Below are 25,738 nucleotides of genomic sequence, written 5' to 3'. Positions count from 1 at the left end.
AGCGCCGCCGGGAAGCGCGGGGGAGTTTCCGTCGATAGTGTCGGTCAATCAGCCGATCGGTCTAATTGGCGACTTTCGCGTGTCTTCGTACCCCTGCCGGATCGTTGACATGAATGACACCCCGATTGGTGGGCTCGCGCGGCGGAGGAGTCGGCGTGACGAAGACTGATTCGACGGGTTCCACATGGCGGTACCGGTGGGCGCACCGGCAGAACGAACGGCGGCAGCGGGCCTTCCGCGCGGCCGACGAGGCGTGGCGACGCCGCGACGACGAGCTGCGCCGCCTGCGTACGCTCGCGGTGTCCTTCCACGGCTCGGCCCAGGCGGGCGTCGGCCTGCCGATGGAGCTGGCCCCCGGTGAGGTGGTCTTCTGGACGCTCCCGGCCGCGCAACTGGTGGAGGTCCGGCACACCGCCGTGCTGCCCGCCCCCGAGCTGACGGTCGACCCCGACCCGCCCGTGCTGCGCCCGCGCCGCCCCGAGGGGGTCAAGGTGGTCGACGCCGGGCTCGCCGTGCTCACCAACCGCCGGCTGGTGCTGCTCGGCGGGCGCGGGAGGCGCGACTGGGCGTACGGCCGGATGACCGGCCTGTCCCACGACCCCGGCGCGCCGGTCACCCTGATCCAGGTGCTGGACCGGCGACGTACCTCCGGGTTGCTGCTGCCCACCGGCGCGGTGGCCGACTTCCGGTTCACGCTCACGCTCGCGTTCGCCGACGCCATCGAGCAGCGCGCCGCGGTCGTGGCCGAGCTGGACGAGCTGATCGAGGAACACGCGGCGGAGCGCCCCCAGCGACCGCCCGTGCTCACTCCCGCCCAGGCCCGGGTCTCCGCGTTGGTGCCCGGCGGCCGGCGCACGGTGGCCGTCGGCGCGGCGCTCGCGCTCGTCGTCCCGGCGATGCTCTTCGAGTCCAACCCGCCGACCCGGGCCGGCTCGGAGCGCGCCGTCGCGGCCACCCCGGCGGCCACCGGAACCCCCGCGCCGCCGCAGGTCGCGCCCGCCGTCCAGGTCCGGCCCACCACCAGCCCCGAGCCGTCGCGTGCCCGTCCCGCGCCGCCGCGCGGCACGCCCCAGCCGCCGGTCGAGCGCCGCTGCGGCGCCCCGGCGAACCCCTTCGGGTACGACTTCTGCGGCGGCCAGCGGATCCGCAGGCCGGCCGCCGGGGTGTGCGACTGGTTCGAGTGCGTACCCGGGTTCTGGTCCGATCGCGGCTGGCTGGTGCAGTGCCGCGACGGCTCGATCAGCCGCACGGGTGGCCAGCGCGACGTGTGCGCCGGGCACCAGGGGTTGCGCCGCACCGTCTGGCGCTGAATCCGCTCGCCTCCCGTCGGGGCGTCCGGCTACCGTCCGGCCGTGTCCCGCACCGTCACGCTGATCCTGCTCGACGCCGCCGGCCGTCCGCTCGGCGCGCTGCCGCCGTTCGACGTGCCGGAGCCGTGGTGGCAGGAGGTCGCCTCGATCGTGGCCGAGGTTCGTCGTCGTCACGGTCTGGAAGTCGCCGTGCTGCGGCTGCTCGACGCCGACCGCCCCGCGCCGCCCGGCGGCCACGTCCGCTACCTGGCGCAGACCGCCGACGCTCCCGCCGTACCCCTGGAACGGGTTGCCGTGGACCTCGCGCCGCACCCGCTGCGCCAGCCGTGGGCGCGGGCCGGCGGCCCGGCGCGCAGCGTCGCCTGGGCGGCGGGTGAGCTGCGCCGGCTCGGCCGCCGGGTGACGGCGGTGGCGCAGCAGCGCACCTGGAACCTCTCCGCCATCTGGCGCCTGGACACCGACGCGGGCCCTACGTGGCTGAAGCAGCTCCCCCCTTTCGCCCGCCACGAGCCCACGGTCCTGGCGTTCCCCGGTGACCCGAGCTCCTTGGTCAACGGGCCGACGGTGCTCGCCGCCGACGGGGAGGGGCGGATGCTGCTGGCGGACGTGCCGGGGCAGGACCGGTACGGGGCCGGGGAAGGGGAGCGTGCCTCCATCGCGGTAGAGCATCACGCGGTGCAGTGGCGGGCGTGTGGGGTCGTCGGTGAGCTGGCCGTCGCCGGGGTGCCGGATCTGCGCGGGACGGGGCTGGCGGACTGGATCCGCGAGCGGCTCGCCGGGCACGACGTGTCGGCGGCCGCCGGCCTGCTCGACGGGCTCGACCACCGGCTCCAGCAGGTCCGGGACTGCGGCCTGCCCGACACGCTCGTGCACGGCGACCTGCACCCCGGCAACGTGCGCGGCGACGGGCGGCGGCGGGTGGTGATCGACTGGGCGGACTCGTTCGTCGGCCACCCCGCCTTCGACATCCTGCGCCTCACCGAGGACGTCGACGCGGACGCCGCCGCCCGGCTGATCGGCGTGTGGACGCGGCGCTGGCGCACCGACGTGCCGGGCAGCGACCCGCACCGGGCCGTCGACCTGCTCCGGCCGGTCGCGCCGCTGCGGCTGGCCGCCGTGTACGCGATGTTCCTCGCCGCCATCGAGCCGGGCGAGCATCCGTACCACGTACACGACGTGCCGGCCGCGCTGGCGCGAGCGGCAGCTACTCCCTAGACCCGGCGGACCGGGATCCACAGCTCCGCGTCGGCGGTGCCGCCGTCCTCGGCGACCCGCACACGCGAGATCTCCGGCCCCGGGCGGGCCTCGTACGGGTTGGACGGGAACCAGGACGTGAACACGGCCCGCCACAGGTGCTGCACCGCCACCGGGAACGCCCCGGAACTGGAGAACACCGCCCAGTCACCGGCCTCGACCGGCATGCTGTCCAGGCCGTCCGGCACCTCCGCGCCGGTCACCGCCGCGTACCAGTAGTCCAGCTCGGCACCCTCGTCGCGGGAACCGGCCAGCTCGGCGCTGACGTTGACGATCCCGCGCGGCTCCTGGTCGGACAGCGCCTCGATGCGGCGTACGGTGGCCGGGTCGATGCCCCTGACGAACGCCACGATGTGCGGGTTCATCCCCTCGTGCACGAGCGGCACCCGCGCCTTCAGCCCGGCGAGCCGGAAGGCGTCCTTGGTCACGATCCGGTAGTCCATGCTGGTGTTCCCTTCGACGACGAGCCGGAAGGACAGCCGGGGCTGGGACCGCAGCACCGCCCCGGCCTGCCGGGCCTGCGTCGGCCCGACGCCGTGCACGGACCGGAACGCGCGGGCGAACGCCTCGTTCGAGCCGTAACCCCAGCGGACCGCCACGTCGAGCAGTGACTCCCGCCCCGCGAGCACGTCCGCGCCGGCCAGCGTCATCCGGCGACGGCGGACGTACTCCGACAGCGGCAGCCCGGCCAGCGCCGAGAACAGCCGGCCGAAGTGGTGCTCCGAGACGCCCGCGATCCGGGCCAGCGCGGCCACGTCGAGCGGCTGCTCGAGCCGCTGTTCGAGGTAATCCAACGCGGCGTTGAGCCGATCCAGCACCCGATGTTCCTTCCTGGTGACGACCTCGACGCTAGGTTCCCGGCCGTCCACAGACCCGATCACACCGGACCCGGTCCGGTCGCCTCATTCGACACTGGCGGGCGTGTCGCATCATGACGTGGTGATCTTCCGAAAGCGGCACCGCCACAAGAAGAAGAGCCGGGACTGGTGCAACTGCGACGTGCCCACCTGTGACGGGCCGGGCTGCTGCGACCTGGGCCTCTTCTCGATGCTGCTCACCCTCGGTTCGGTGACCGCCGGCGTCGTCCGGCGGCCCGCCGTGGACCGCGCCGGCCGGGCCGCCATCCTCGGTTACCGGCGCTGGCTGTCGCACCGCTGGCCGGCGACCTGCCGCTACACGCCCACGTGCAGCGCGTACGGGCTCGCAGCGGTCGAGCGGTACGGGCTGGCGGTGGGCGGTCGGATGGCCGCCGACCGGGTACGCCGATGCCGTCCCGACGTGCCGCACGGCACCCACGACCCGTTGCGCTGACGCGCCCTCGCCACGTCGGGGAGGTGGCGGTGTCCCGGTGCGCGGGATGCCGCCACTCCGGCGACCTGGTGTCGATCAAGGCGGTGGCGGTCACCCGGCCGACGTGGGGCCGCCGAAGACGACAGGGACGCCGGGGGAGTAGAGCACGCTCACCGGTGGGCCGTCCGGCGCGGGCAGGCCGGCGGCGGTGACCAGTTCGTCGTCCAGGTCCAGCAGTTCGGCACGGTGCAGCGGCCACTGTGGATGCCAGTTCGGCACGTGAAGGGTGCGGCCGTATGCGCGGGTGTGCAGACCCCAGCGCGCGGTGAGGAAGTGCTCCAGCGGCGTCGGCTCGGCGATCGGCGCGCCGACGCGCACCGTCATCCGGCTGGACGCGCCGGACGGACCGGGCCAGCGGCGGCGGCACCGGTAGGTGAGCGTGTCGCCGGAGCGGTCCAGCCGCATCGCCGACCACTTGTACGGCAGGCGCAGGCTCAGCTGGGCCACCAGCACCGGCACCAGCCGGGACGCGTCGAGCGAGCGGAACACGACAGCGCGCCGCCCCGAGCCGTCGACCGAGTAGAGGCGGACGTTCGTCTCCCAGAACGTGCCGAAGTACGGCACGCCCGGGCCGACGCCGAGCCCCAGCCCGACCATCTGGAACCCGATCAGCCCGACGTAGGTGAGCCCGTCGAAGGTGTCCGGCCGGGTGCCGGCGGGCAGCAGTGGAGCCACCCGCTCCGGCGGGACCGCCCAGTGCAGGAACGTCAGGTCGTGCCAGCGCTGTGCCAGCCAGGACCGGCGGATGGCGCGTACCGGAGCGTGCTCGACCGGTTCGATCTCCACCGGTCCATCCTGCCTCTGCGACGCAACCGGACTCACTCCGGACGGTGGCAGACCGCCTCGACGTTGTTGCCGTCCGGGTCGCGGACGAACGCGCCGTAGTAGGTGGCGTGGTATTCCGGCCACTCCTTCGGCGCGTGCAGCACCTCCGCGCCGGCCGCGACAGCCGCGTCGTGGAACGCGCGCACCGTGGCACGGTCGGCGGCGGTGAACGCGATGTGCACCGGCACCGGCGTGGCGTCGGACGGCGCGGGTTCCACCCAGAAGTCGGGCTTGTCGACGCCGTAGCCGATCGGGCCGGGCTCCATGAGCCGCCGCGCGCCCAGCGGGGCGAGCACCGTGTCGTAGAAGGCGCCGCTGGCCGTCAGGTCGCGTACCGCTACGGAGAAGTGGTCGAGCACGTCGCCTCCCTGCGATCGTCGTTGACCGCGCCAGGCTACGAGCCCTCTACGACACTTCCGCCGCCCGGTTTGCGTCGCGCCCGCCGCCGGGCAGCCGTCGCGGTGACGCCAGCCGTCGTCGAGCGCCCGGGCTCGGTGGTCCAGCCTCGTTGAAGACGTGTGCCATCCAGAGCGATATACCTCAGAGTCATGATTATGACTTTGAGGTATATCGCTTCTGCCTCCATGTATTTCCGGGCGGCGGTAAGGACCGTCGGGCGGGACGCGCGTCGCAGCCGGGCGGTGAATGAACTCGCCCACCGCGCCCCGGATTTCCGCACGCCACCCACCACGTAGTGGGTTCTGTCCTCGGCGCCGAGCCGTACCGTGCTCTGCGCCAGCAGCGCGCCGAACACGACGGGGTACCCGATCAGCGGCGGGGCGTCGGGGTTGGTGGACCGTCAGCACGGGGGCGAGCACCGGCGCCGCGAGCACGGGCCACCACAGCGCGGTGGAGACCGGATCGTCGACGAAGTCCGCGAGCCGTCCGAAAGGGATTGCTCACGCAGCGTAGGATCGCGTGCGACACAGCCGAACACACGGGGGAAACGATGTTCGAGCGCCTGGGCAGATTCGTCGTGGGCAAGGCGTGGTGGGTGATCGGCGGCTGGGTCGTCGCCGCGATAGCGATCATCGCCGCCAGCCCGTCACTGAGCGACATCACCTCCGCGGACCAGGAGAGCTTCCTGCCGAGCTCCTACGAGTCGGTGCAGGCCACCGAGCTGGCCGGGAAGTCGTTCCCGCAGGCGGCCACCGCCACCGCCACCGTCGTGGTCAAACGCGGCGACGGCAAGCCGCTCACCGCGGCCGACGAGGCGCGCGTGGGGCAGCTCGCCGCCGCGCTCAAGGCGCGGAACATCCCGCAGACCTCCGGCTACCTGACCGGGCCGCAGGCCGTCGCGCCGGACAAATCGGTGCAGGTGGTCACCGTCGGTCTCGACGCCGACAGCCCCGACGACCCGGGCCTGCTCGACGCCGTACGCGATCTGCGTGCCGCCCTCGGGCCGGACCTGGCCGGCAGCGGCCTTACCGCCGGGGTGGCCGGCGACGTGGCCAGCTTCGTCGACAACGAGGACACGTTCAACGACGCGTTCGCGGTGGTCGGCGTCGCCACCATTATCCTCATCATCGGGCTGATCCTGATCATTTTCCGCAGCCCGATCGCCGCGCTGCTGCCGGTGGTGGTCATCAGCGTCGTCATGTCCGTCACCACCGGGCTGGTCGCCGCCGCCGGCAAGGCGTTCGACCTCAACGTCAGCCAGGACCTGCAGACCATCCTGCTGATCGTGCTCTTCGGCATCGGCACCGACTACATCCTGTTCCTGCTGTTCCGCTACCGGGAACGGCTGCGCGCCGGTGACGACAAGCGCACCGCCATGGTCGTCTCGGTGCAGCGGGTCGGCGAGGTCATCACCTCCGCCGCCGGTGCCGTCATCGTGGCGTTCCTGGTGCTGCTGCTCGCCTCGCTCGGCTTCTTCGGCTCGCTCGGCCCGGCGCTCGCCATCGCCGTCGGCGTCATGCTCGTTACCTCGCTGACCCTGATCCCGGCACTGGTGTCGCTGCTCGGCCGGTGGGTGTTCTGGCCGTCGAAGGCGTGGCAGCGCCCACCGAAGGCGACTCTGTCCCGGCGGCTCGGCGCCGCCGTCGGCCGTCGCCCGGCTGTCGTCGCAGCCGCCTCCGGTGTGCTGCTCGTCGCGCTCGCCGCCGGGGTGCTCGGCTACAAGGCCGACTACGACTTCAGCGCCGGATTCCCGCAGGACACCGAGTCGGCGCGGGCCGCCCAGGACCTCCAGCGCGGATTCGCCGCCGGTGCGCTCGCGCCCACCGAGGTCTACCTGACCACCGGCAACGGCACCCCGCTCACCGACCAGCAGGTGAACGACTTCGCCGCCGCGTCGGCCAAGGCGCCGGGCGTCGGGCGGGCGCAGCCGCCGGAGCGCAGCGCCACCGACCCGAGCGTCGCCCGGATCAGCCTGCTGCTGAACGAGAACCCGATGTCCAACGAGGCGATCACGCTGGTCCGCGACGACCTGCGGGACGCGCTGCACGCCGCCGCGCCGCCGGGCACCAAGGCCCTGGTCGGCGGCGCCACCGCGATCTTCGCGGACATCAACTCGGCGAACAACAGGGACCTCTCGGTCATCCTGCCGGTTGCCGCCGGCCTGATCGCGCTCATCCTCGGGTTGCTGCTGCGCAGCCTCGTCGCGCCGGTCTACCTGGTGATCGCGGTGCTGCTCAACTTCGCCGCCACGCTCGGCGCGACCGTGTACGTGTTCCAAGGGCTCCAGGGCAACCCTGGCGTCACGTTCCAGCTGCCGATCATCCTCTACCTGTTCGTGGTGGCGATCGGCACCGACTACAACATCCTGATGATCGCCCGGCTCCGCGAGGAGGCGCGCGAAGGGCACGAACCGCACGAGGCCGCCGCGATCGGGGTGGAACACGCCGGCCCGACAGTCGCCGCGGCCGGGCTGATCCTGGCCGGCACGTTCGGGGTGCTGATGCTCGCGCCGATCTCGTTCCTGCAGCAGATGGGTTTCGCGGTGGCGATCGGGATCGTGCTGTCCGCATTCGTCATGTCGATGTTCTTCGTACCGGCGCTGACCGGGCTGATCGGCCACACGGCATGGTGGCCGGGGCACGGCGACGAACGGCGCAACGGCGGTGGCGGTGGCGGCGGCCGGCACGCCGCGCCCGAGCCGGCCGACGCGACGCCGGTCTGACTGTGACCCGCCCCGGCGCGGCTCAGCCCTCGCCGGGGCGGACCAGCCCGCTCTCGTACGCGATCACGACGAGCTGCGCCCGATCCCGGGCGTTCAACTTCTGCAGTAGCCGGCTCACGTAGGTGCGGGCGGTATCCGGGCTCAGGAACAGCGCCTGCCCGATCTCCGTGTTCGACCGTCCGGCGCCCACCTGCGCGAGCACGTCCCGCTCCCGCGCGGTCAGTCCGGCCAGCCGCGCCGGGTCGGCCACCGGTGAGCGGGCCGCCGCCGCGAGCACCCGCCGCGTGACGGCGGGAGACAGCAGCGCGTCGCCACCGGCCACCGTCCGGACCGCGTCCCGCAGGGCGTCCGGCGCGGTGTCCTTGAGCAGGAAACCGGCCGCCCCGGCGCGGATCGCCTCGAACAGGTACTCGTCGTCGTCGAACGTCGTCAGCATGAGCACCTGCACGCCGTCCAGCGTCGGGTCGGTGAGGATCCGCCGGGTCGCCTCCAGCCCGTCCCCGCCGGGCATCCGTACGTCCATCAGCACGATGTCGGGCCGCTGCTCGCGTACCACGGCGAGGCCGCTGCGGCCGTCGCCCGCCTCGCCCACCACCTCGATGTCCGGCGCCCGGTCGAGCAGCGCCCGCAGGCCGGTACGGACGAGGTGCTGGTCGTCGACGAGGACGACGCGGATCGGGCTCACGCGGCGACTCCCGCCAGCGGCAGGCTGACCGCCACCCGGAAGCCGGTGCCACCGGATGCGGCGGTGCCGTTCCGGACCGTGCCGGTTTCGACGGTGCCGCCCAGCAGGGCGACCCGCTCGGCCATGCCGCGCAGGCCCTGACCCCTCCCGTCCGCCCGACCGGCGGGTGGGCCGCCGCGACCGTCGTCCACCACCTCCAGCGCGAGCCGACCGGCCGTGACGCGCACCGTGACGGTGACCCGGGTGGCCCCGGCATGGCGCAGCACGTTCGTCAACGCCTCCTGCACGACCCGGTAGACGGTGCTGCCCACCACCGCCGGCAGTCTGTCCACCGGCCCCTCGACGCGCAGGTCGACTGCCAGCCCGCCCTGGCGTACGCCGTCCACGAGCGCCGGGAGCCGGTCGAAGCCGGGTACCGGCTCCCGCGGCCCCGGTTCGCGGCGCAGCGTGCCGAGCGTGGCCCGCAACTCCGCCATCGCGCTGCCGCTCACCGACCGGATCGCGGCCAGCGCGCTCTCCGCCTGCGCCGGATCGCTGTCGGCGAGCGCCTCCCGGGCGACCGCGGACTGCAAACTGATCACCGACATCGTGTGGCCGAGCGTGTCGTGCACCTCCCGCGCGATGCGCAGCCGTTCCGCCTCGACCTGACGGGCCGCCTCCCGGTGGCGCTCCTCGTCGGCCGCGACCGCCTGCCGGATCAGCGCCGCCCGCAGCGACCTGCGGTTGCGTACCGCGTCGCCGAGGGCGATGACGGCGAGCAGCAACGCCGCCTCCGAGCCCAGTTGCGTACCGACGACGACGCCGACGTCGTCGCCCTCGGCCAGCCGCGCGACCACCGACACGGCCAGCAGGCTCCCGGCGACCACAGCGGCCGGGACCACCCGCCCGCGTTCCGACGCCCGGTAGAGCACTGCGGCTGCCGGAGCGGCCACGCCGACCGGCGGCAGGTCCAGCGCGTAGTACAGGAGGATGGCGACCGCCGTGGCCAGCAGCGCCGGCACCGGCCACCGCCTGGCGCACAGCACCAGCCCGCCCAGCCCCGCGCCGAACACCACGGCGAGCGCCGCGCCGCCGGCAGCGGGCCGCTCGGCCGCCACGGCCACCACGACCAGGCCGAGCGTGGCCGCAGCGAGCAGCGCGTCGGCTCGTGTGGGCAGGGCGTCGGGCACGCTTCGAGCCTAGGTCCGCGCGGCCCCTCGCCGCTGTCGTCCGCAGGCGTCAGGGACAACCCCGAGGCGTACGCCGAGAAGCGACAACCGGTCGCGCGGCCACGCGGACGACGGTGCCCGGCCCCCGACCTAGCGTCGATGGCGTCCCCAAAACGTGAGGAGAACCCTCGTGGTACGCACACGACTGACCTGGATAGCCCTAATTGCGATGGTTTGGGCTTCGATGATGTCGTTCGGCGGGGTCGCCGCCGAGACAGTCATGCTCTACCCGAACATCTTCAACGACGCGCCCGCCTCCCTCGACCGGGCCCGCGAGTTCCTCGTCCACGGCGGCCCGCACGACTACTTCCCGCCGCTCGGCGCGTCGGTGATCCTGAGCAGCGTCGCCGCGACCCTGCTCACCTGGCGCGACGGCCGGCTGCGCTGGTGGATCGCCGGCGCCACAGCCGTCTTCGTCGTCTGCGAGTTCCTGTTCTCGGCCGTCTTCTTCTGGCCACGCAACGAAATCATGTTCGTGGACCCGGTGGGGACGCACTCGCCGGAGTACCTGCGGCAGGTCGCGGCCGAGTTCGTCGCCGGGCACTGGGTGCGCGTCGCCGGAGGGGCGGTCACCGCCGTCCTGGCGTTCGTCGCGCTGTTGAAGTTCGTGCGCTCGACCGCGCCGGCCCCGGTTTCGGCTCCCGCGCCTGCTTCTGTTTCGGTTGCGGATTCTTCCGAGGCGACGCGATGAGCGGGGCCCGCCGTACCCTCGGGTTCTCCTGGCCGGCGCTGGTCGCGCTCGCCGCGCTGGCCGCCCCGCGCGTGGCTCTGCACGACCTGGGCGTCGTGCCGGAGGGCACGATCGTGGCCGCGCTGCTGGCGGTCGGGCCGCCGCTGTGCTGGGTGGCCGTCGTGCTGTGGCGGCGACCGCCGCGCCCGTTCCTGACGCTCGTCGTGGTCGGGGCGCTGTACGGGGTGTTCCTGGCGGCCGGTCACCAGGTGTTCTGGGACTCGTCGCTGGGGATGGACGCGCCGGGGCCGGCCGGGCTGGCGCCGGGGGCGCGGGAGGCGTTGTTGCGGGGTGCAGCGGTGATGTCGAGCCTGGTCACCGGGACGGTGGTCGGGGTGATCGCCGGTGGGGTGGCGGTGTTGCTGAGCCGGGTGCTGCGCAAACGTTCCGATGTTGCTGGTCGCGCTCTTGCTGAGCGTCCGCTTGGATCCCGGCATCCTCAACCGGCTCAGTTCACTGCCGCTGATCCTCGCGCCAATCTCGTTCCTGCAGCAGATGGGCTTCGCGGCGGCGATCGGCATCGTGCTGTCCGCGTCCGCCATGTCGATGTTCTTCGTACCGGCGGTGACGGCGATGATCGGGCACACAGCGTGGCGGCCAGGGCACGACTACCGGCGACGGGCGAGTGAGTCCGGAAGTCCCGCCGGAGTCGGTGGGCGTGGGCCGGGTGGAGCGGGCGGCGGTGGGCATTCGAGACCGGGTGCCCGCCGCTGTCCTGATCCACTGGCATAGATTGGCCGATCGCAAGACCGGGGACACACTCTGCGCAGCTATAGCAGCCGGCGGTCGTCCACGGGACACCTTCATCGCGCCGCCTTCCGGCACGGCACGCCTCCCCGAACGAGTCTCATGAGGAGTGCAGGACGATCCTCGCTGTCGAATCTCCGACAAAAACGAGGGTCTTGCTCACACGCCTTGGTGACCGGGGAGACCTGTGCCCGCTCGGTCATAGCTACGGCTTTGCCTCACGGCGAGGGGAGGAGACTGCCCTTGAGCAGGGCAAACCGCTACCAAGACCTGATTGCTTTCCCCGCAGCGATATCAACTTGCAAGGCTATTGACAGTGCAGACAGGGCGGTGGGGACCGGCTGAACGGCTGAAGACTTGGGGTCCCGCTGACAGGACGCGGGGCGATATGGTCCGAGCACCGTCAGTGGGGAGTGGGGTGACGGTGCTTACCAAGGTGCCTTTCTCGCCGGGGGGTAGGGCCGAGCGTGCGCTCCTAGCGGTCCTGGCGAAAGTGGGCTCGGGCGAATGCCGCGGCGGGGCCGACGTTCTGTCCTCCGCGGCCTGCGGGTCGACCTCGGTCATGCGCGCTGTCGTTGAGCTCGCAACCCCTGCAAGGCGTCAAGCCATGCCGCAACTTGGGCCCGTTCTGCAGGGAGGGATCTAGGATGTCTCGCTGGGAAGCGTATGACGCTTGGAATGAAGCGATAGCCGAGGTCTTCTTCTCGGAAGAGCTAGGAGGCCAGCCGGTTTATATCGATGTCGACAGTGACACCATTCCGCTGCTCGGTGAGAAGACCGGGACTCCATCTGATGAGGTTGAGGAGGCGCTCGCCACTGCTGTACGGGAGGTTCTGTGCCTCGCGGGGAGTCGGCACACCTTCGGTGAGATCCTCACGCATCTCACCACCTGGCTTGGAGCGTGGCGCCGCACTGCCCATACCTCGCGTCCAACCCTCAGTCCACCCCCTATCCTGGCCCTGTTGGCGGTGTTCAGCATGGCTGCGGAGCGCATGGGCCGTGACGCCGATATGGGACCCAATAACTACTTCGGCAGGCTAGCGCAGCTCCTCGGGGCTCGGGACCAACACGAAAAGCAGCGCCTTAAGGCGCACTACCGCCAGCACGTCGTGACTTTCTGGAATGTGCTGGCGACCTGGCTCACCGGCCTTGACGGCATGCGCGGCCTCCCGTCGGCCGTGGCCATCTCCCACCGATACATTGGTCTCTCCATCTCGCAGGCTCTGGTTCGCGAACATGACCGCAGTAAGCTGCCGCGATTTTTCGCCGACTACGGGCTCCATCCCGGGCAGGAGGTGGCACCCCAGGAGATGCAGCCACTCCTTGACGAGTGGATCCGGCGAGACCCGCCTCCGATCAGTAAGAATCTCGCTTCGCTCTGGATCCGGCATGCGGCCACGCGGGAACGTATTGCCAGTGTCGTCTCGCTCGAGTTGCAGAACTGGGACGGCAGCAGCACCGAGGTAATTCCGCTCTCTGCAGAGGCGCTTCGGCCGCGTGGAGAGGTTAGGCTGGTTGCCTTGACTCGATCGAGCATGTTCGGCAGCAGCCTGGAGCTCAGTGTCGTGGCTCGCATCCCGGGGCCTGCTGAGCCCCACTGCATGCAGATCGACAGCGCGATTGGTGACGATAAGCCGGTCCTCGAACTCATGCCGTGGGTAAATGGTTGGCACCGCCTTCCACGGCCTGCGGGCCTTGAGAAGTCCTCGATCCTCGATGGTGTCCTGGTCCTGTCCAGTGAAGATGGCAAGACCGTCCAACGACGGCCCCGACGAGTGGTGCCGCTGCGCAAGGACGAGACCCTCGGCCTGTTCCTCGAAGTGGAGCGACTGCAGCTGGCCGAGGACGGCTTGGTCTTTGCGTCCAACTCGCTGGCAGGGGAGGTCGCGGATGTGCTCAAGCACGTGGCCCGCCCGGGATTCCAGAGAGTGCAGGGCGGATCTGAAGGTGTGCCAGCCGGTTGGGTCCTCTTCCGGGATGTGCAGATCCTGGGATTGCTGCCGTCCGAGGCTAGGTCCCGAGCGCGCGCCGACGTCAATGTGCTCCTGCCGTCGGTCTCCTCGCAGGTGGCCTTCTCCGAAGGGCTCAAGCTTCCGGGCCGGCTGCGTAAGTTCTCGGCATATGCGCCGCCGGAGATCCGAGCAGTGTCGACCGGTGCAGAGCACATCCGCCTTCAGGTAGCGCGTCGAGACGCCGAGAGCATTGTGGGCGACGTCGACCCAAACGCCCTCGAGCGGGTGGCCTGCGAACGTGAGGGTGAGGGGGCTGCGCTAATTCTGCATACGGCCGATGAGCATCTCCCCGTGGGTGACTACGAGGCTTTGCTGTTTGTTGACGGTGCCAACGATCCCACACAGCGCCTGCCCTTCCTGCTGCGGTCGGCCGACTCGGTTGACCTCGCAATGTGGACCCGCTGCCGGCGCCTGGCGCATCAGCCGGCGGTCCACCAGGGGTGGGCTGCGTTGAGCGCAGAACCGTATGAAGAAGAGTCGTCGCCAGTCATCGATGGGGCTGTCGCAACCGAGGCGTCACCGCTATCTCCAGCCGTGCAGGCACCCCGCTCCGTCTGGTGGACGCAGCAGCGGCCAACCCAGTATGGCGAGGTCGCCAGCGCGGTCCTGACCACCCCTGACGCGAGATCATGTCTTGTCACCGGCGCTCACTATTACGAGCTGCCCTACGCGAGCACTTCGTTTGTATCCGGGGTATGCCGTAACTGCGGCCTTGTGAAGCGATTTCCGAACAATCATTGGGCGGCTCAGAAAAGCAAGCGGGCTCGAGACAAGGTCGAGGCAATGTATCGCGTCGACGTCCACGACGTGGAGCCGGTGCGGGCGGAGCCTTTGACCTGGGACGTTGGCCTCGATGGGCTCATGCACGCTGGCGGCGGCCCAATTTCTGCGCTTGAGGGCATCGCGCTGCAAATTGAAGGCTCCTTGCTCTTCGTCGACACCTTTATTCGGACTCTTGAAGCGCTTGCTCACATCGCAGTCCGACGGGATGAGCGGACTCTAGAGGCGGTCGAGTGGGAGATCGCCCCACCGGCCTTGGCCCAGCTCGCCGACGGTGCCTACTTGCTAACCGGCTACTGGCCGCCAAGCTATGTCGAAACCCTTGAGGAGCTGGCGGCCGAGGCTGGGGCCAAGGTCGGGATCGAAACCACCAGCCCGGGACCGAGCCGACGGACCCTCAGCGGATTGGCACCGAAGACCGCCCAGGAACTGGCCAGCGCGATAGGGGAGGTGACGGTCGCCGCAGATGCCGCCCGGGCCATCCTCCGCGCTGCTCCGGATCTCACCGCCGTGGAGGCGTCGCTTCCGACAATCACCATGCCAGGTGCTCGTCGGATCCAACACTTTCATCTTGGCTCGGCCGCCTGGGTCCCCCAGCGTCATGCCGAAACCTTGGGTGCCTTCCGCCTCGAGTCATTCGGCAGCACCTACATCGTGCGACGGGACGTTGAGCTCGCGAACGGAACGGCCCGCGTCGGCACAGCGCAACTCGTCAAACACCTTGAGGCGCTCAGGGCGGGCCGGCCGTTGCTGGCATACGACCCAGCGGCCCAGGCGCTTGATGTGCCGCTCGGTGCCGACTTGCCAGGGCTTTATGGGCGGGCGGCGGTCCTATGTGCAGGGCGTCCACCTGCTCCGATCAAAGAGCGTCGGCTCCTTCGCTACTACAACGTGCCAGCCGACGTCGCAGACATGCTAGCTACCCGTCTCGCCCGCTGAGGAACAACATGACTGATCGCACCTTGTCCGCCAGTAACAACCGATCGTCGACGTTCCCCGTGCCTACCCAGGTTTACGGTGAGCTCCGGGACGCCTACCTTAGGTACTTCGATACGGCATTCTGGTTGCGGGACGAACCGCTCCGGCGGGAGCGACGACAACTACTGCAAGAACCCGGCCTCATCTTCACCGACATCCTGCTCGAGCCGGTCGTCCCATACGATGCGGACTACCCGCTGAAGCAGGCGGCAGAGGCAGCAGGTCTCGATCCTGCTGCGGCTCGCATTGTCGGCGAGGCTTTGTTCGGCGATTTCGTTGCCCCTGGCGAAGAGATATTTCTGCGGTCCCACCAGGCCGAGGCGCTCATCCACTCGCTTCGCCCTGGCGAAGGACAGCGGAATGTTGTCGTCACGTCCGGCACAGGTTCCGGTAAGACTGAGTCCTTCCTGCTCCCGGTACTCGCCCGGCTCGTTCGCGAGGCACTTACCTGGCGCAGTCAGCCTGCACCCGACCGCTGGTGGCAGGCACCGGACAACGCGCTGCAGTGGCGGCCGCTACGCGACCTCGAGAACCGCCCTGCCGCCCTACGGACAGTTGTCCTTTATCCGACGAATGCACTCGTCGAGGACCAGATCGGCCGACTTCGCCGGGCTCTGCGGCGAATCGCCGCGACAGGGCAAGTCCCACAGCTGTGGTTCGGTCGGTACACGGGTGCCACCCTCGGGTCCGGCAACCGGCCGGGTTCCGGAGACGGGTCGAAAGTCCGTGAAGCGGCGGCCGAGATTAGGAGCGCCGAGCAGGACTATCAGGCACTCGTGCGTGCCTATCAGGATGACACGGATCGACGTGCGGTCGAGCACATGTTGTCTCAGTTCTCCGACCCCGCTCTTGGTGAGATGGTCACGAGGTGGGACATGGTCGCCTCGCCACCCGACCTCATGGTGACCAACTACTCCATGCTCAACGCAATGCTGATGAGGGACATCGAGCAGGAGCTCTTTCAGAAGACGGCAGACTGGCTCGCTGCCGACCGGCAGAACAACTTTTTCACCATTGTGATCGACGAGATGCACCTGTATCGGGGGACACAGGGCAGCGAGGTTGCGATGGTCGTTCGCAATCTGCTTTCCCGCATCGGTCTCGACGCAGACTCGCCGCAACTGCGGTGCCTCGCCACTAGCGCGTCGCTGAGCGACGACGAGAAGGGCGGCGAGTATCTGGAGCAGTTCTTCGGCGTGCCTCGCTCGAGTTTCCAGGTCACGGCCGGGGTGCCGCGACCAGTGCCAAACCGCGAGCCGCTGTCACGCATAGAATTCGAGGAAATCGCGCGAACCCTTCCTGAAGAACCGACGGTCCGTTCTGCGGCCCTGGCCGCTATTGCGGACAAGCACCGCCTTTCGGAGGCGATAGCCGCTGCCTGTCGAGAGAAGCCGAACCAGCCGCTGCGAGCCACACGTCTCTCTGTCATCGAGGGGCGACTGTTCGATAAGACTGTGGACGCCGGCGCCGCGATGGACGTCGTACTGTCGGCGGTCGCCGAAGCGGGAAGCGGCCCGGCCAGCATCCCGCTGCGCGCCCATATGTTTGTCCGCACCGCGAGCGGACTCTGGGCCTGCGCGAACCCGAACTGCAGCCAGGTTTCGTCCGAGCACGTCTACGCTGGGCGCGCGATCGGCAAACTATTCAGCCGCCCGGCTACCACCTGCCCATGTGGCGGTCGGGTTCTGGAGGTACTGTATTGCTTCGACTGTGGCGAGGTTAGCCTAGGCGGCTACATCATCGAACGGCATACGGCCAGCAACCCACCGGAGCTGGTCATCGGCGCTAATCCCATCGAGATTCCGTCACCGCAGACCCGTCCGGTCAACATGCGACCCCTCAACCAGTACATATGGTATTGGCCGGGACAATCCGCCACGGGCGCCTGGCAGCACAAGACGCCGCAGGGCCGTAGCGCGACCTTCAGCTTCCGGCCCGTGGAGCTGGATCCCACATCCGGCCGCATCATCGAGACGATGACAAGCGCGACCGGATTCACCCTGGCCGTCTCCGGTCTCGGCTCGAGCGCAACGGCGAAACCACCAGCGCTTCCAGAACGTTGCCCGCGGTGCGATGCCAAGAACTATAACGGGGACCTGCGGCGATTTTGGCGCGGGATTGTGCGGTCGCCAATCCGTGGCCACCGATCCGGTCAGTCGCAGGCGATCCAGTTGTACCTCTCGCAGTTATTTCGGAGCATGGGCTCCACTGCGGCTGAGTCTCGCACGATTCTCTTCACCGATAGCCGCGATGATGCCGCCCGCACCGCCTCTGCGGTGGCCCGGAACCATCATCGGGACCTGGTGCGTCAGCTCATCCGGCACGAGCTAGAGGAGCGCCAGCCAGATCCAGTCGATCTGGTGTTCAAGTCGGTAAAGGAGCCGCTCGCCCCGGATGAGCTCCCTCCCCTGATGACGTTCCAGCAGCAGCATCCGGATGTCTACGGCGCGGCCATTCGGGCGGCTGCTGGCGCGGCGTCGCCGAGTGATCACGCACTCATCGCCGAATACCGTCAGGCGAGCGATCCCACGGCGCGGATCCCCTGGACGCAAGCAGCCATTCGGCTGGAAACGAGGATGCTCGCTCGCGGGGTCCACCCGGCTGGACCCGCGCGATCTGTGCGGGAGTGGCAGGGCGAGCCGTGGTATCGAATCTTCGATCCTCCTGAGCCGGAGCTGTGGAGCCCGCTTGCCCCGCATACACGCATGGCGGGCATCCAGCTCTACCGGCAAATGCTGGCAACTGCCATGGCGGAGGCGGTGTTCGACCGGGCTCACCGCGACCTAGAGTCCACCGGGCTGGTGATGGTCGAGCCGCGGGCTCCGCAGCTCTCTGGCAGCGGCCTTGACGCCGAACTCAGCCTGCAGATTCTGCGCTCGGTCATTCGGATCATGGGCATCCAAGGGCGGTACGCAGGCGGTCGCTGGTTCAGCCCGCAGACCGACATGCCGCGACCTGTCCGGGCCTACGTCCACGCCGTCGCGGACAAACTAGGCGTCGACAGAAGCGGACTCGAGGTTTGGGTGACGCGCGAGATCCGTGACCGAATCGCCCCGGACTGGGGACTTCGGGTCAGCAGTGCCGACGCGCCCTTCGTGCTGGTGAAGGGTGGTGACGCAGTCTGGGTCTGCCCGAGATGTAACTATCGGCACCTGCATGCGTCTGCAGGCGTCTGCGCGGCACGCGGCTGCCACCATGTCGGACTCGAGCAGCGCCACGGAGATCAAATCGAGCAGGATTACTATGCCTGGCTCGCCGACCTGTCTCCGCGACGTATGGCGGTCGCGGAGCTGACCGGCCAGACAAAGCCGCTGACGTTGCAGCGAAAGCGCCAGCGCTGGTTCAAGGAGGCACTGCTCAAGCCGCCGACCGAGAACCACCTGACCACGCCGCTGGACGTCCTTAGCGTGACAACCACCATGGAGGTGGGCGTTGACATCGGCTCCCTACGTTCGACCATCATGGCGAACGTTCCGCCGCAACGGTTCAACTATCAGCAACGCGTGGGCCGGGCCGGCCGGCAGGGACAGCCTTACTCATACGCCCTGACCGTCGCCCGCTCCCGCACCCATGATGACTACTACTTCAACGCCACTGAGCGAATGACCGGGGACACACCCCCGCAGCCATTCCTCGACCTGCGGCGGACGCGGATCGCGCGGCGCGTGGTCGCGGCTGAGCTGCTGCGCCGCGCCTTCGCCGCCTGCGAACCAGTCCCGGAACGCACGCCGGACAGCATCCATGGGATCTTCGGCACCCGCGATGACTGGCCGGCATACCGCCCGCAGGTCCAGGCATGGCTGGCTGCAGCGGCGGACGTCCCCGCGATCATCGCCGCGCTGACGGTCCGATCGGGCATTGCCTCCGCCGAGATCAAGGAACTGGAGCGGTGGGCCGCCAGCGATCTAATCGGCGACATCGATGCAGCTGTCTCCAACCCCTTCTACCAACAGAAGGAGCTCAGCCAGATCCTGGCCAATGCGGGAGTGTTGCCGATGTTCGGCTTCCCGACGCGGGTGCGCTATCTCTACAAGAGCCACCCCCGGGACAAGCGGCAGCTCGAGGCGGCGGCGGTCTCCGACCGATCGCTGGACATGGCAATCGCCAGCTTCGTTCCCGGCGCAGAGGTCGTCCGGGACGACGAAATTCACACCGCGGTGGGATTTGCCGCCTTTGACGTCAGAGGGAACTCCGTCTTGCCCGTCGACCCGCTCGGCCCGCCAATCAGCGTTAGCAGATGCGAGGACTGCGGCAGCACATCACTGGCCGCGCCGGCCCCTGCCTGCGCAGTCTGTGGCGGAAGGGTGAACACCTTTGACATGTACCAGCCGCTCGGCTTCCGCACCGACTATCGGCCCCGCGACTACGACGTCGACGGCGAGACCGTCGCCGTTGTGGGTGCGCCCGAGCTGGCGATCGCCTCGGCGCCGAGCCGTTCGTCATCGGTTGGGGGCCTCCTGGTCGAGGTCTATGAGATGGCCGACATTCTCCGAATCAATGACAACCTCGGTCGGCTCTTTCCCATGGAGGACGCGGTCGACCGCAGCGTCGTGGTGACCGATGAATCTCTCTACAGCAACGAAGTCTCTATCCCTAAAACCCGGGGACGCCGCAGCGACGCCGCTATCGGCGATGTGCGTAAGACCGACGCTCTCGTCGTGACTCTCAACCGGCTGGCTCTGCCTGGTGGCATCATCCCGACCGCACGCGAGGTCCAGCCTGCCGGGCTTCCGGCGCTATGGTCGCTGGCCGAAGTGCTCCGCAAGGGCTTCCAGGCAGAGCTAGACGTGGACTCCAGCGAGTTAACCGTGGGTCTGAGCCCGGCCCGGGTAGGCGACGAACAGACCCATCGCATCTTCGTCGCGGATAGCCTAGAGAACGGGGCTGGCTATGCATCGCTCCTCGGCCAACCCGAGTTGTTCGCACAGGTGCTCAACCGCGTGCTCGACGATCTGCGACAGCGGTGGCAGGCAAGCCGGCACGCCGCGGAATGCACCGTGTCGTGTCCCGACTGCCTTAGGTCTTTTGACAACCAACGGATCCATGGCGCACTGGACTGGCGGCTTGCACTCGACATGGCCGAACTTGGACTGGCCCGAGAGGTCGACTGGGGCCGCTGGCTTGATCGCGGTGACGTCCTAACCCGGGGTTTCATCAACTCCTTCGGGCAGTACGGCATCGAGCGACACCGGGTTAACGGCCTCTGGGTGCTGTCGAGCCTCGCCCGGCAGAAGGCGGTGGTCCTCATTCATCCGTTGTGGCGTACCGATCCGTCGCTCTTCCGTCCGGAGCAGACCGACGCAATGCGCCAGGTACAGGAGACGTTCCTGAGTGTGAAGACGGCGGATCTCTTCGAGCTCGATCGGACGCCCGTTGCGGTAGCTGGGCGTTTGCTGTCTTCGGCATGACGGGCACTCTCCCTCCACAATGACACCGCCGCGTCGGGACCTCTTCGGCCGTTACGGGGTCGAACAAGTTTCAGCGCTAGCGTAAGCTGCCCGAGCTGTCTATGTGATTGAGGTGCGTAGTGGATTTGGTTTGGCTGAGAGCAGAGCCAATCGTTGAGGACCTGATCAATTCGTTGGAGGACTGGCGGGAGACCAAGCGCAACAGGAAGGGTGCTATCGACGCGAATGTCTTCTGCGCTGGGCTTTACGTGACCGAACATCTCGGGCGGCATTATCCGCTGAGCCGATCTGACTACCTTTCGGAATCCCAGGTGAAAGGCGCAGGTGGTCCGCAGGCTCAGCGCATCCTGAGGAAGCACGGGGAGGAGCGGCCTTTCTTGAAGGAGGGCGGCAGGACCTCTCGAATGACTAAGGAAATCGCTGTCGAACTCGTAAGCGTTATCGACGGACATCCCCGGTCGGACGATCTCCGTGCCCTTTCCGAGAAGGAGCTGGGCCAGGTTGCGACGACCTTGCAGGCATGGTTCGTCGACCAGATCAAGGTCGAGTACTTCGGAAAGCAGCGGCTCAAAACGGAGTTTGTTCCGGCGACCCCGATCAAGCTGGTCGTCGCCGCTGTGCTGAGGGCAGCCCACGAGCGAGGGGGTAATACGGCGGGCGCTGTGGCGCAGCACCTTGTGGGCGCAAAGCTCGCCCTCCGCTTCCCTGCCCTGACTATCGGTAACGAAAGCTACACGACTGCCGATGCTCAGACTGCTCGGCCGGGCGACTTCCTTGTGGGCGACACGGTGATTCACGTGACGATGAGCCCCGGGCAATCGCTGTTCGAGGGGCGGTGCAAAGCCAACCGCGCTGCGGGTTACCGGTGCCGGGTGCTGGTCCCAGAGGCGAAGCTCGCCGCCGCTCTGCAGCTGTCGGAGCTTGGGCAGGTAGGGGATTACGTCGCGATCCAGGCTGTGGAGGACTTCGTAGGCACCAACGTGGAGGAGATGGCGGAGTTCCGCGATCAGAGCATCCGGTCAGGGCTGCGAAGGTTGCTGGAGACATACAACAAACGCACAGCCGAAGCAGAGACCGACCCCTCACTCTTGATTGAGCTACCCGAGAACCTGTAGCCCGTCGACCCGCGACTGGCCGCGTGGCTGCCCGGTCGGCCGGCGCGACCCCGAACGAGCCCTGGTCCCGAGTTGGCGCGGCCCCGCTACGTGGTTGATCAAGATTAGGTCAGTAAGGTTGGCACGTGACCCAGCTAGCGTTGATCCCCTCCGATGCCGGCGTTACCAAGCCCGCCGCTGCCGAGTTCTTCGCCGGGATAGGGCTCGTCCGCATCGGCCTGGAAGAAGCTGGCATCAGAGTCATCTGGTCGAACGACATCGAACCGGACAAGCGGGACATGTACGTTCGGCACTTCCAAGACCTGGAGCACGAGCACACTTTCCAACTCGGTGACGTGGCCAAGGTGACAGGAGGCGAGATGCCCGAGGGGCTGAGTCTCGCTTGGGCATCGTTCCCATGCACTGACCTGTCTTTGGCGGGCGCTCGACGGGGCCTGGCGGGCAGCGAGTCGGGGACGTTCTGGCACTTGGTTCGCGTGCTGGAAGAGATGGGCGAGCGGCGCCCCCCCGTCGTGGCGCTCGAGAACGTGGTGGGACTGGCCACCAGCCATGGGGGCGAGGACCTAGCTGCGGCCATCCGTGCGCTCAATGATCTTGGCTACTCCGTGGATGTCCTTACGCTCGACGCGCGCCGGTTTGTGCCGCAGTCACGGCCTCGGCTATTCCTCGTCGGTGCGATCGATCCACCAGCAGACGAGCCCGTGCCCAACAGCGAGTTGCGGCCGGACTGGCTCCAGGCGCCTTTCGGTGATTCCAGCCTGAGAACTCACCGGGCGATGTTGCCTGCGCCCCCGCCTCCCCTGACCACCGGATTGACTCAGCTGGCTGACAAGCTGCCGCTCGACAGCGATCTGTGGTGGGACGGGCTGCGCAGAGCTGCCTTCATCGAGTCCTTGTCGCCCATCCAGGCAGAGCGGTTGGAAGCCTTGCGAAAACTGCGCAGGATCTCGCGTCGGACCGCGTATCGCCGGACACGAGGCGGCAAGCCGACCTGGGAAATCCGTCCAGATGACATCTCGGGATGCCTGCGCACCGCGCGAGGTGGCTCCTCGAAGCAGGCCGTCGTGGAGGCTGGTCACGGCAAGGTGCGGGTGCGGTGGATGACTCCCGGGGAATACGCCCGCCTCATGGGTGCCGGTGACTACCACCTCGAAGGGCTCCGCACCAACCAGGCCCTGTTTGGCTTCGGTGACGCTGTATGCGTGCCGGTAGTGTCGTGGCTTGCCCGTGAGTACCTCATGCCGCTCGTGCGCGGGGAGCTGCGAGCTGCCGACCCGCCGCATCTGGCGGTGGTGGGTGCCTGACATCCCCGGGGAGGGCTAGGACCCGCAGATGGTGAGGGGTATACCAGAAGCATCCTGGGCATCCAGCCCCGCGACCCGACGTGCCATGCAGGGCAATCGCAGTCGCAACACCACGCCAGAGATGGCGCTGCGGCGAGCCCTTCACGCCAAAGGGTTGCGTTACCGCGTCTGCGCCCATCCGCTACCCGATCTGCGTCGGAAGATCGACATCGTTTTCAGGCCGGCTCGCGTCGCCGTTGAGGTCCATGGCTGTTTTTGGCACGGCTGCCCCGAACATCACCGTCGACCATCGGCGAATAGCCAGTACTGGCATGACAAGCTCGCCAGGAATATGAATCGCGACCGGCAGACCCGTCAGCAGCTTGAGCAAGCTGGCTGGCTATTAATCACCGTGTGGGAACATGATGATGTTGAGCTTGCCGCGGAAAGGATCACCGACGCAGTCCGAGCACGACGGCCCTAGCTAGTGCCTCGTCCTGGAACGTTGATCGTGAAATCCGCTGATTCTGAGGATCCTCCGGCAGGCTGTCCCCAATACTCGTGGTGCGAGGTGTTGGCCGGTACGCCGCGGTCGGTGCCCACATCCGCTAGTGCAACCAGCGCGTCCGGTCCAAGACCGGATTCGCCACCAACTCCAAGATCCGTCACCCCGATTACCATTCAAGGATGCATGACGAGGCACTAGTCGCGATAAAGGCCACGCGAAAGCCAATGCGTTAGTGCAATCGGTAGGTGTCAGGGACTTCGTCCGCCGTCTGTCAGATCATCGACACGGTCTCCGGGATACCTCATCGACGCGCTGGCCCGATGGGCTTGGTGCGGACCTCGAACAGCGGTGCGCCATCCCGCGCGGGCTGCAGCCGGCCGGCCGGCTGCCATCCCCAGGAGTCGTACGCGCGCTGGGCAGGGGCGTTGTCGGGCCGTACGAGCAGCGTGGCGCGTCGTTCCCGCCGCGTGCTCAGGAGCCGGTCGTGGAGTGTCCGGGCGATCCCCCGGCGTTGCCACGAGCGCCGCACCAGCAATTCGCAGACCGCGAAAGTCCGGTGCCCGTCTTCGTCCGTGAAGCCGTCCGGTACTGGCTCATGAATGCCGTCCCACCAACGTGTATCGGCGGCGAGCGGAAATCCGTAGATATAGCCAACCAGCTCGTCATCGGCTCGGGCCGTTACCAGCTCCCAGCCTTCCCTGAGCATGTGCGCCGCGAGTTGCTGTTCGTACCGCTCGGCTGTGTAACGCGGACCGTCGTCGGCGTGCGCGTCGAGGTACACGTCGACAAGCTGGTCCACCAGCACTTCGGCCTCTGCGGCCGTGTGGTGACGCAGTCGCAGTTTGTCCACCATCAAACCAGCGTCCCGTTATAGGCATCAACAAACTGCCGTACCTCCGGCACCATTCGATGGGCCGTCAGACTGCAGCGGACCTCGGAAAGCACCCGAAGCGTCCGCCCGGATCGCACCCGACCAAGCTCCGACAGCACGCTGAACCCGGCTCCGGCGCCACCACCTATCTCCCCTTGCCTGACCAACGCGCGCGAGAGCTGAACCATGTAGTGGACACGGTTGCGACGGTAGGCGTTGGCTGGACCGGACGTGGCTGTGCGGAAGCAGGCGGCAGCACGGTCCGGCCGGTCGAGTTCGAGGTAAGCGAGGCCCTGGATGCCGCTGACCTCCTGCTCGCTGACAAAGGAGAGGAACGGAAGGTCGTCATCGTGGCTGCCGCCGTCGAAGGCCCGCCGTGCCTTGGTCATCTCGCGATCGAAGCCGAAGGCATCCCGGAGAGCGGCATGCGCGTGGGCTGAGCGGAGGTGCAGAAGAGTGGTCAAGCGGGGAGTGGCCCAGCCGGCAGCGGTTCGTAAGGCAGCCTCGGCGCAGTGCACCGCCTCGGCCGGACGATCCTGACGTAGTAACAGCGACATGCAGGCCAGAGCACGTACTTCGGCCCGTGAGTCATCCGCGATACGGGCTCGCGTGATGGCCTCGTTCAAGTAGGGCCTCGCCTCGGTCCGCCGGTCGGAGTCGATGGCAAGCCAGGCCGCCTGGATCGCAAGTTCGGCCAGCGCGCTCTGTAATGCCTCGCCCACCGAACGGCCGTAAGCGGCCGTTGCCGCGCACGTGGACAGGCGATCGTGTACGTGCATAGCGATATCGCAGATCGCGTCCGCACCCACTGCCGCATCCGCTACGCGGAACTGATCAACCAGTGAGGCCGCGTACCGGACCTGCTCCATGCCCAGATGTGACGGCGGTCCGGCGCTTGTGTTCAGCAGGTTGAGGACGTCACTTGCCTGAATGCCAGCCAGCGCGGCCAGGGCGTTGAATCGCCGGCGATTCGTACTACCACCTTCTTCGATGCTCGTGTTTGAGACCACGATAGGTGTGGGTTGACCAGGTAGCGCGAACCAGAGGCGTGGAGGCGGGATGCCGAGCACGGTCGCCCAGTGCGCCAGCCGGTCGAGATGCACCAGGGCTGGGCCGTTCTCGATCCGGCTCAACTGCGCCTGCGTGATCCCCAGCCACCCCGCGACGACGCTCTGCGGCAGCGGGCTCCGCCCGTGGTACGGGTGGTGTCGGTACGCCCGGATCACCTGCCCGAGGTGCCGTCCGGCCAGCGCCGCCCGGAGCGGCTCATGGTCCCAGAACGAGTCGGGCACGGCGGGCGGCGTGCTGAGGCGGTCGCGCTCGGCGGCCTGACAGGGCGCGCAGCGCCCCGTGTCGTTGTCGCGCGCCAAGCGCCCGCCGCAGCGGGGGCAGTTCGCAGGTGTCACCGGCAACCTCGCCGTTCGCGGAGAACCTGTGTCCGAAGTCGAGCCTAGCCATTCAACCCGTTCCGGAGCGGCCTGGTATACGCACCGCGCATATCGCCGGATGTCTCGCGGCGGTGACCGAGCGTATGCGTTGTGTGCATGACAGCC

At 68.4% G+C, this 25,738-nt stretch carries 18 protein-coding genes; 11 read left to right on the top strand and 7 right to left on the bottom strand.

Annotated elements, in window-relative coordinates; all coding sequences use genetic code 11:
* The first annotated feature begins 155 nt into the window (after positions 1–155).
* Both O7542_RS20630 and O7542_RS20625 read left to right on the top strand, forming a co-directional pair.
* On the top strand, positions 156–1,310 hold the full coding sequence (locus O7542_RS20630) for a hypothetical protein (RefSeq protein WP_043326319.1): 1,155 nt from the start codon (positions 156–158) through the stop codon (positions 1,308–1,310).
* A 42-nt stretch (positions 1,311–1,352) separates the two neighbouring features.
* Positions 1,353–2,525 (top strand): phosphotransferase, encoded by a 1,173-nt coding sequence (locus tag O7542_RS20625; RefSeq protein ID WP_281605094.1) that lies wholly within the window; start codon positions 1,353–1,355, stop codon positions 2,523–2,525.
* Here the strand turns inward: O7542_RS20625 and O7542_RS20620 are convergent.
* The gene (locus O7542_RS20620; RefSeq protein WP_281605093.1) at positions 2,522–3,382 is read right to left on the bottom strand and encodes an AraC family transcriptional regulator; all 861 of its coding nucleotides are present in this window, start codon (positions 3,380–3,382) and stop codon (positions 2,522–2,524) included. The two genes, O7542_RS20625 and O7542_RS20620, sit on opposite strands and share 4 nt — an antisense overlap.
* Before the next feature lie 121 nt (positions 3,383–3,503).
* On the opposite strand from O7542_RS20620, the gene yidD reads away from it, so the two are divergent.
* Entirely contained in the window at positions 3,504–3,875 is a 372-nt protein-coding gene (yidD, locus tag O7542_RS20615; protein WP_231915509.1) for a membrane protein insertion efficiency factor YidD, read from the top strand.
* Between the two features lie 90 nt (positions 3,876–3,965).
* Here the strand turns inward: yidD and O7542_RS20610 are convergent, their stop codons facing one another.
* Together O7542_RS20610 and O7542_RS20605 are read right to left on the bottom strand one after the other, a co-directional pair.
* Positions 3,966–4,700 (bottom strand): DUF2071 domain-containing protein, encoded by a 735-nt coding sequence (locus O7542_RS20610; RefSeq protein WP_209960180.1) that lies wholly within the window; start codon positions 4,698–4,700, stop codon positions 3,966–3,968.
* 32 nt (positions 4,701–4,732) lie between these two features.
* Complete coding sequence (locus O7542_RS20605) at positions 4,733–5,098, bottom strand: VOC family protein (RefSeq protein WP_281605092.1); 366 nt, start codon at positions 5,096–5,098, stop codon at positions 4,733–4,735.
* Positions 5,099–5,688: 590 nt separating this feature from the next.
* Between O7542_RS20605 and O7542_RS20600 the strand changes: the two genes are divergently transcribed.
* Entirely contained in the window at positions 5,689–7,860 is a 2,172-nt protein-coding gene (locus O7542_RS20600) for an MMPL family transporter (protein WP_281605091.1), read from the top strand.
* Between the two features lie 22 nt (positions 7,861–7,882).
* Here the strand turns inward: O7542_RS20600 and O7542_RS20595 are convergent, their stop codons facing one another.
* Positions 7,883–8,545 carry a response regulator transcription factor gene (locus O7542_RS20595; protein ID WP_113971935.1) on the bottom strand — a complete coding sequence of 221 codons (663 nt, stop codon included), beginning with the start codon at positions 8,543–8,545 and terminating at the stop codon, positions 7,883–7,885.
* Positions 8,542–9,714, bottom strand: a complete 1,173-nt coding sequence (locus tag O7542_RS20590; RefSeq protein WP_281605090.1) for a sensor histidine kinase — start codon at positions 9,712–9,714, stop codon at positions 8,542–8,544. Before O7542_RS20590 ends, O7542_RS20595 begins: the two co-directional genes overlap by 4 nt.
* A 226-nt stretch (positions 9,715–9,940) precedes the next feature.
* Between O7542_RS20590 and O7542_RS20585 the strand changes: the two genes are divergently transcribed.
* The 7 genes from O7542_RS20585 to O7542_RS20555 all read left to right on the top strand — a co-directional run bounded on the left by O7542_RS20585 (position 9,941) and on the right by O7542_RS20555 (position 23,290).
* On the top strand, positions 9,941–10,444 hold the full coding sequence (locus tag O7542_RS20585; protein WP_281605089.1) for a DUF1772 domain-containing protein: 504 nt from the start codon (positions 9,941–9,943) through the stop codon (positions 10,442–10,444).
* A complete protein-coding gene (locus tag O7542_RS20580) occupies positions 10,441–11,112 on the top strand; it encodes a hypothetical protein (RefSeq protein ID WP_281605088.1) in 672 nt (223 codons plus the stop codon). The genes O7542_RS20585 and O7542_RS20580 overlap by 4 nt, the downstream gene beginning before the upstream one ends.
* Positions 11,113–11,877: 765 nt before the next feature.
* Entirely contained in the window at positions 11,878–14,961 is a 3,084-nt protein-coding gene (locus O7542_RS20575; protein WP_281605087.1) for a hypothetical protein, read from the top strand.
* 8 nt (positions 14,962–14,969) lie between these two features.
* A complete protein-coding gene (locus tag O7542_RS20570; RefSeq protein ID WP_281605086.1) occupies positions 14,970–20,408 on the top strand; it encodes a DEAD/DEAH box helicase in 5,439 nt (1,812 codons plus the stop codon).
* Positions 20,409–20,527: 119 nt separating this feature from the next.
* Positions 20,528–21,523 (top strand): DUF4928 family protein, encoded by a 996-nt coding sequence (locus O7542_RS20565; RefSeq protein ID WP_043326294.1) that lies wholly within the window; start codon positions 20,528–20,530, stop codon positions 21,521–21,523.
* A 125-nt stretch (positions 21,524–21,648) separates the two neighbouring features.
* Entirely contained in the window at positions 21,649–22,827 is a 1,179-nt protein-coding gene (locus O7542_RS20560) for a DNA cytosine methyltransferase (protein ID WP_051611218.1), read from the top strand.
* Between the two features lie 28 nt (positions 22,828–22,855).
* Positions 22,856–23,290: a very short patch repair endonuclease gene (locus O7542_RS20555; protein ID WP_084789527.1), complete on the top strand. Its 435-nt coding sequence runs from the start codon at positions 22,856–22,858 to the stop codon at positions 23,288–23,290.
* Between the two features lie 325 nt (positions 23,291–23,615).
* Here O7542_RS20555 and O7542_RS20550 read toward each other — a convergent pair whose 3' ends face one another.
* On the bottom strand, positions 23,616–24,167 hold the full coding sequence (locus O7542_RS20550) for a GNAT family N-acetyltransferase (protein ID WP_043326293.1): 552 nt from the start codon (positions 24,165–24,167) through the stop codon (positions 23,616–23,618).
* Positions 24,167–25,555: a helix-turn-helix transcriptional regulator gene (locus O7542_RS20545; RefSeq protein WP_281605085.1), complete on the bottom strand. Its 1,389-nt coding sequence runs from the start codon at positions 25,553–25,555 to the stop codon at positions 24,167–24,169. The genes O7542_RS20550 and O7542_RS20545 overlap by 1 nt, the downstream gene beginning before the upstream one ends.
* Positions 25,556–25,738 lie beyond the last annotated feature (183 nt).

Source organism: Micromonospora sp. WMMC264 (genome assembly GCF_027497275.1).
Lineage (GTDB): Bacteria > Actinomycetota > Actinomycetes > Mycobacteriales > Micromonosporaceae > Micromonospora > Micromonospora chalcea.
This window is presented reverse-complemented; position numbering and strand designations above follow the sequence as displayed.

What these genes read in the sequence shown, in the direction of transcription:
- O7542_RS20570 (WP_281605086.1), top strand. Translation starts at nt 14,970, where the DNA reads ATGACTGATCGCACCTTGTCCGCCAGTAACAACCGATCGTCGACGTTC.
- O7542_RS20575 (WP_281605087.1), top strand. Translation starts at nt 11,878, where the DNA reads ATGTCTCGCTGGGAAGCGTATGACGCTTGGAATGAAGCGATAGCCGAG.
- O7542_RS20550 (WP_043326293.1), bottom strand. Translation starts at nt 24,167, where the DNA reads ATGGTGGACAAACTGCGACTGCGTCACCACACGGCCGCAGAGGCCGAA.
- O7542_RS20585 (WP_281605089.1), top strand. Translation starts at nt 9,941, where the DNA reads ATGTCGTTCGGCGGGGTCGCCGCCGAGACAGTCATGCTCTACCCGAAC.
- O7542_RS20600 (WP_281605091.1), top strand. Translation starts at nt 5,689, where the DNA reads ATGTTCGAGCGCCTGGGCAGATTCGTCGTGGGCAAGGCGTGGTGGGTG.
- O7542_RS20580 (WP_281605088.1), top strand. Translation starts at nt 10,441, where the DNA reads ATGAGCGGGGCCCGCCGTACCCTCGGGTTCTCCTGGCCGGCGCTGGTC.
- O7542_RS20555 (WP_084789527.1), top strand. Translation starts at nt 22,856, where the DNA reads ATGGTGAGGGGTATACCAGAAGCATCCTGGGCATCCAGCCCCGCGACC.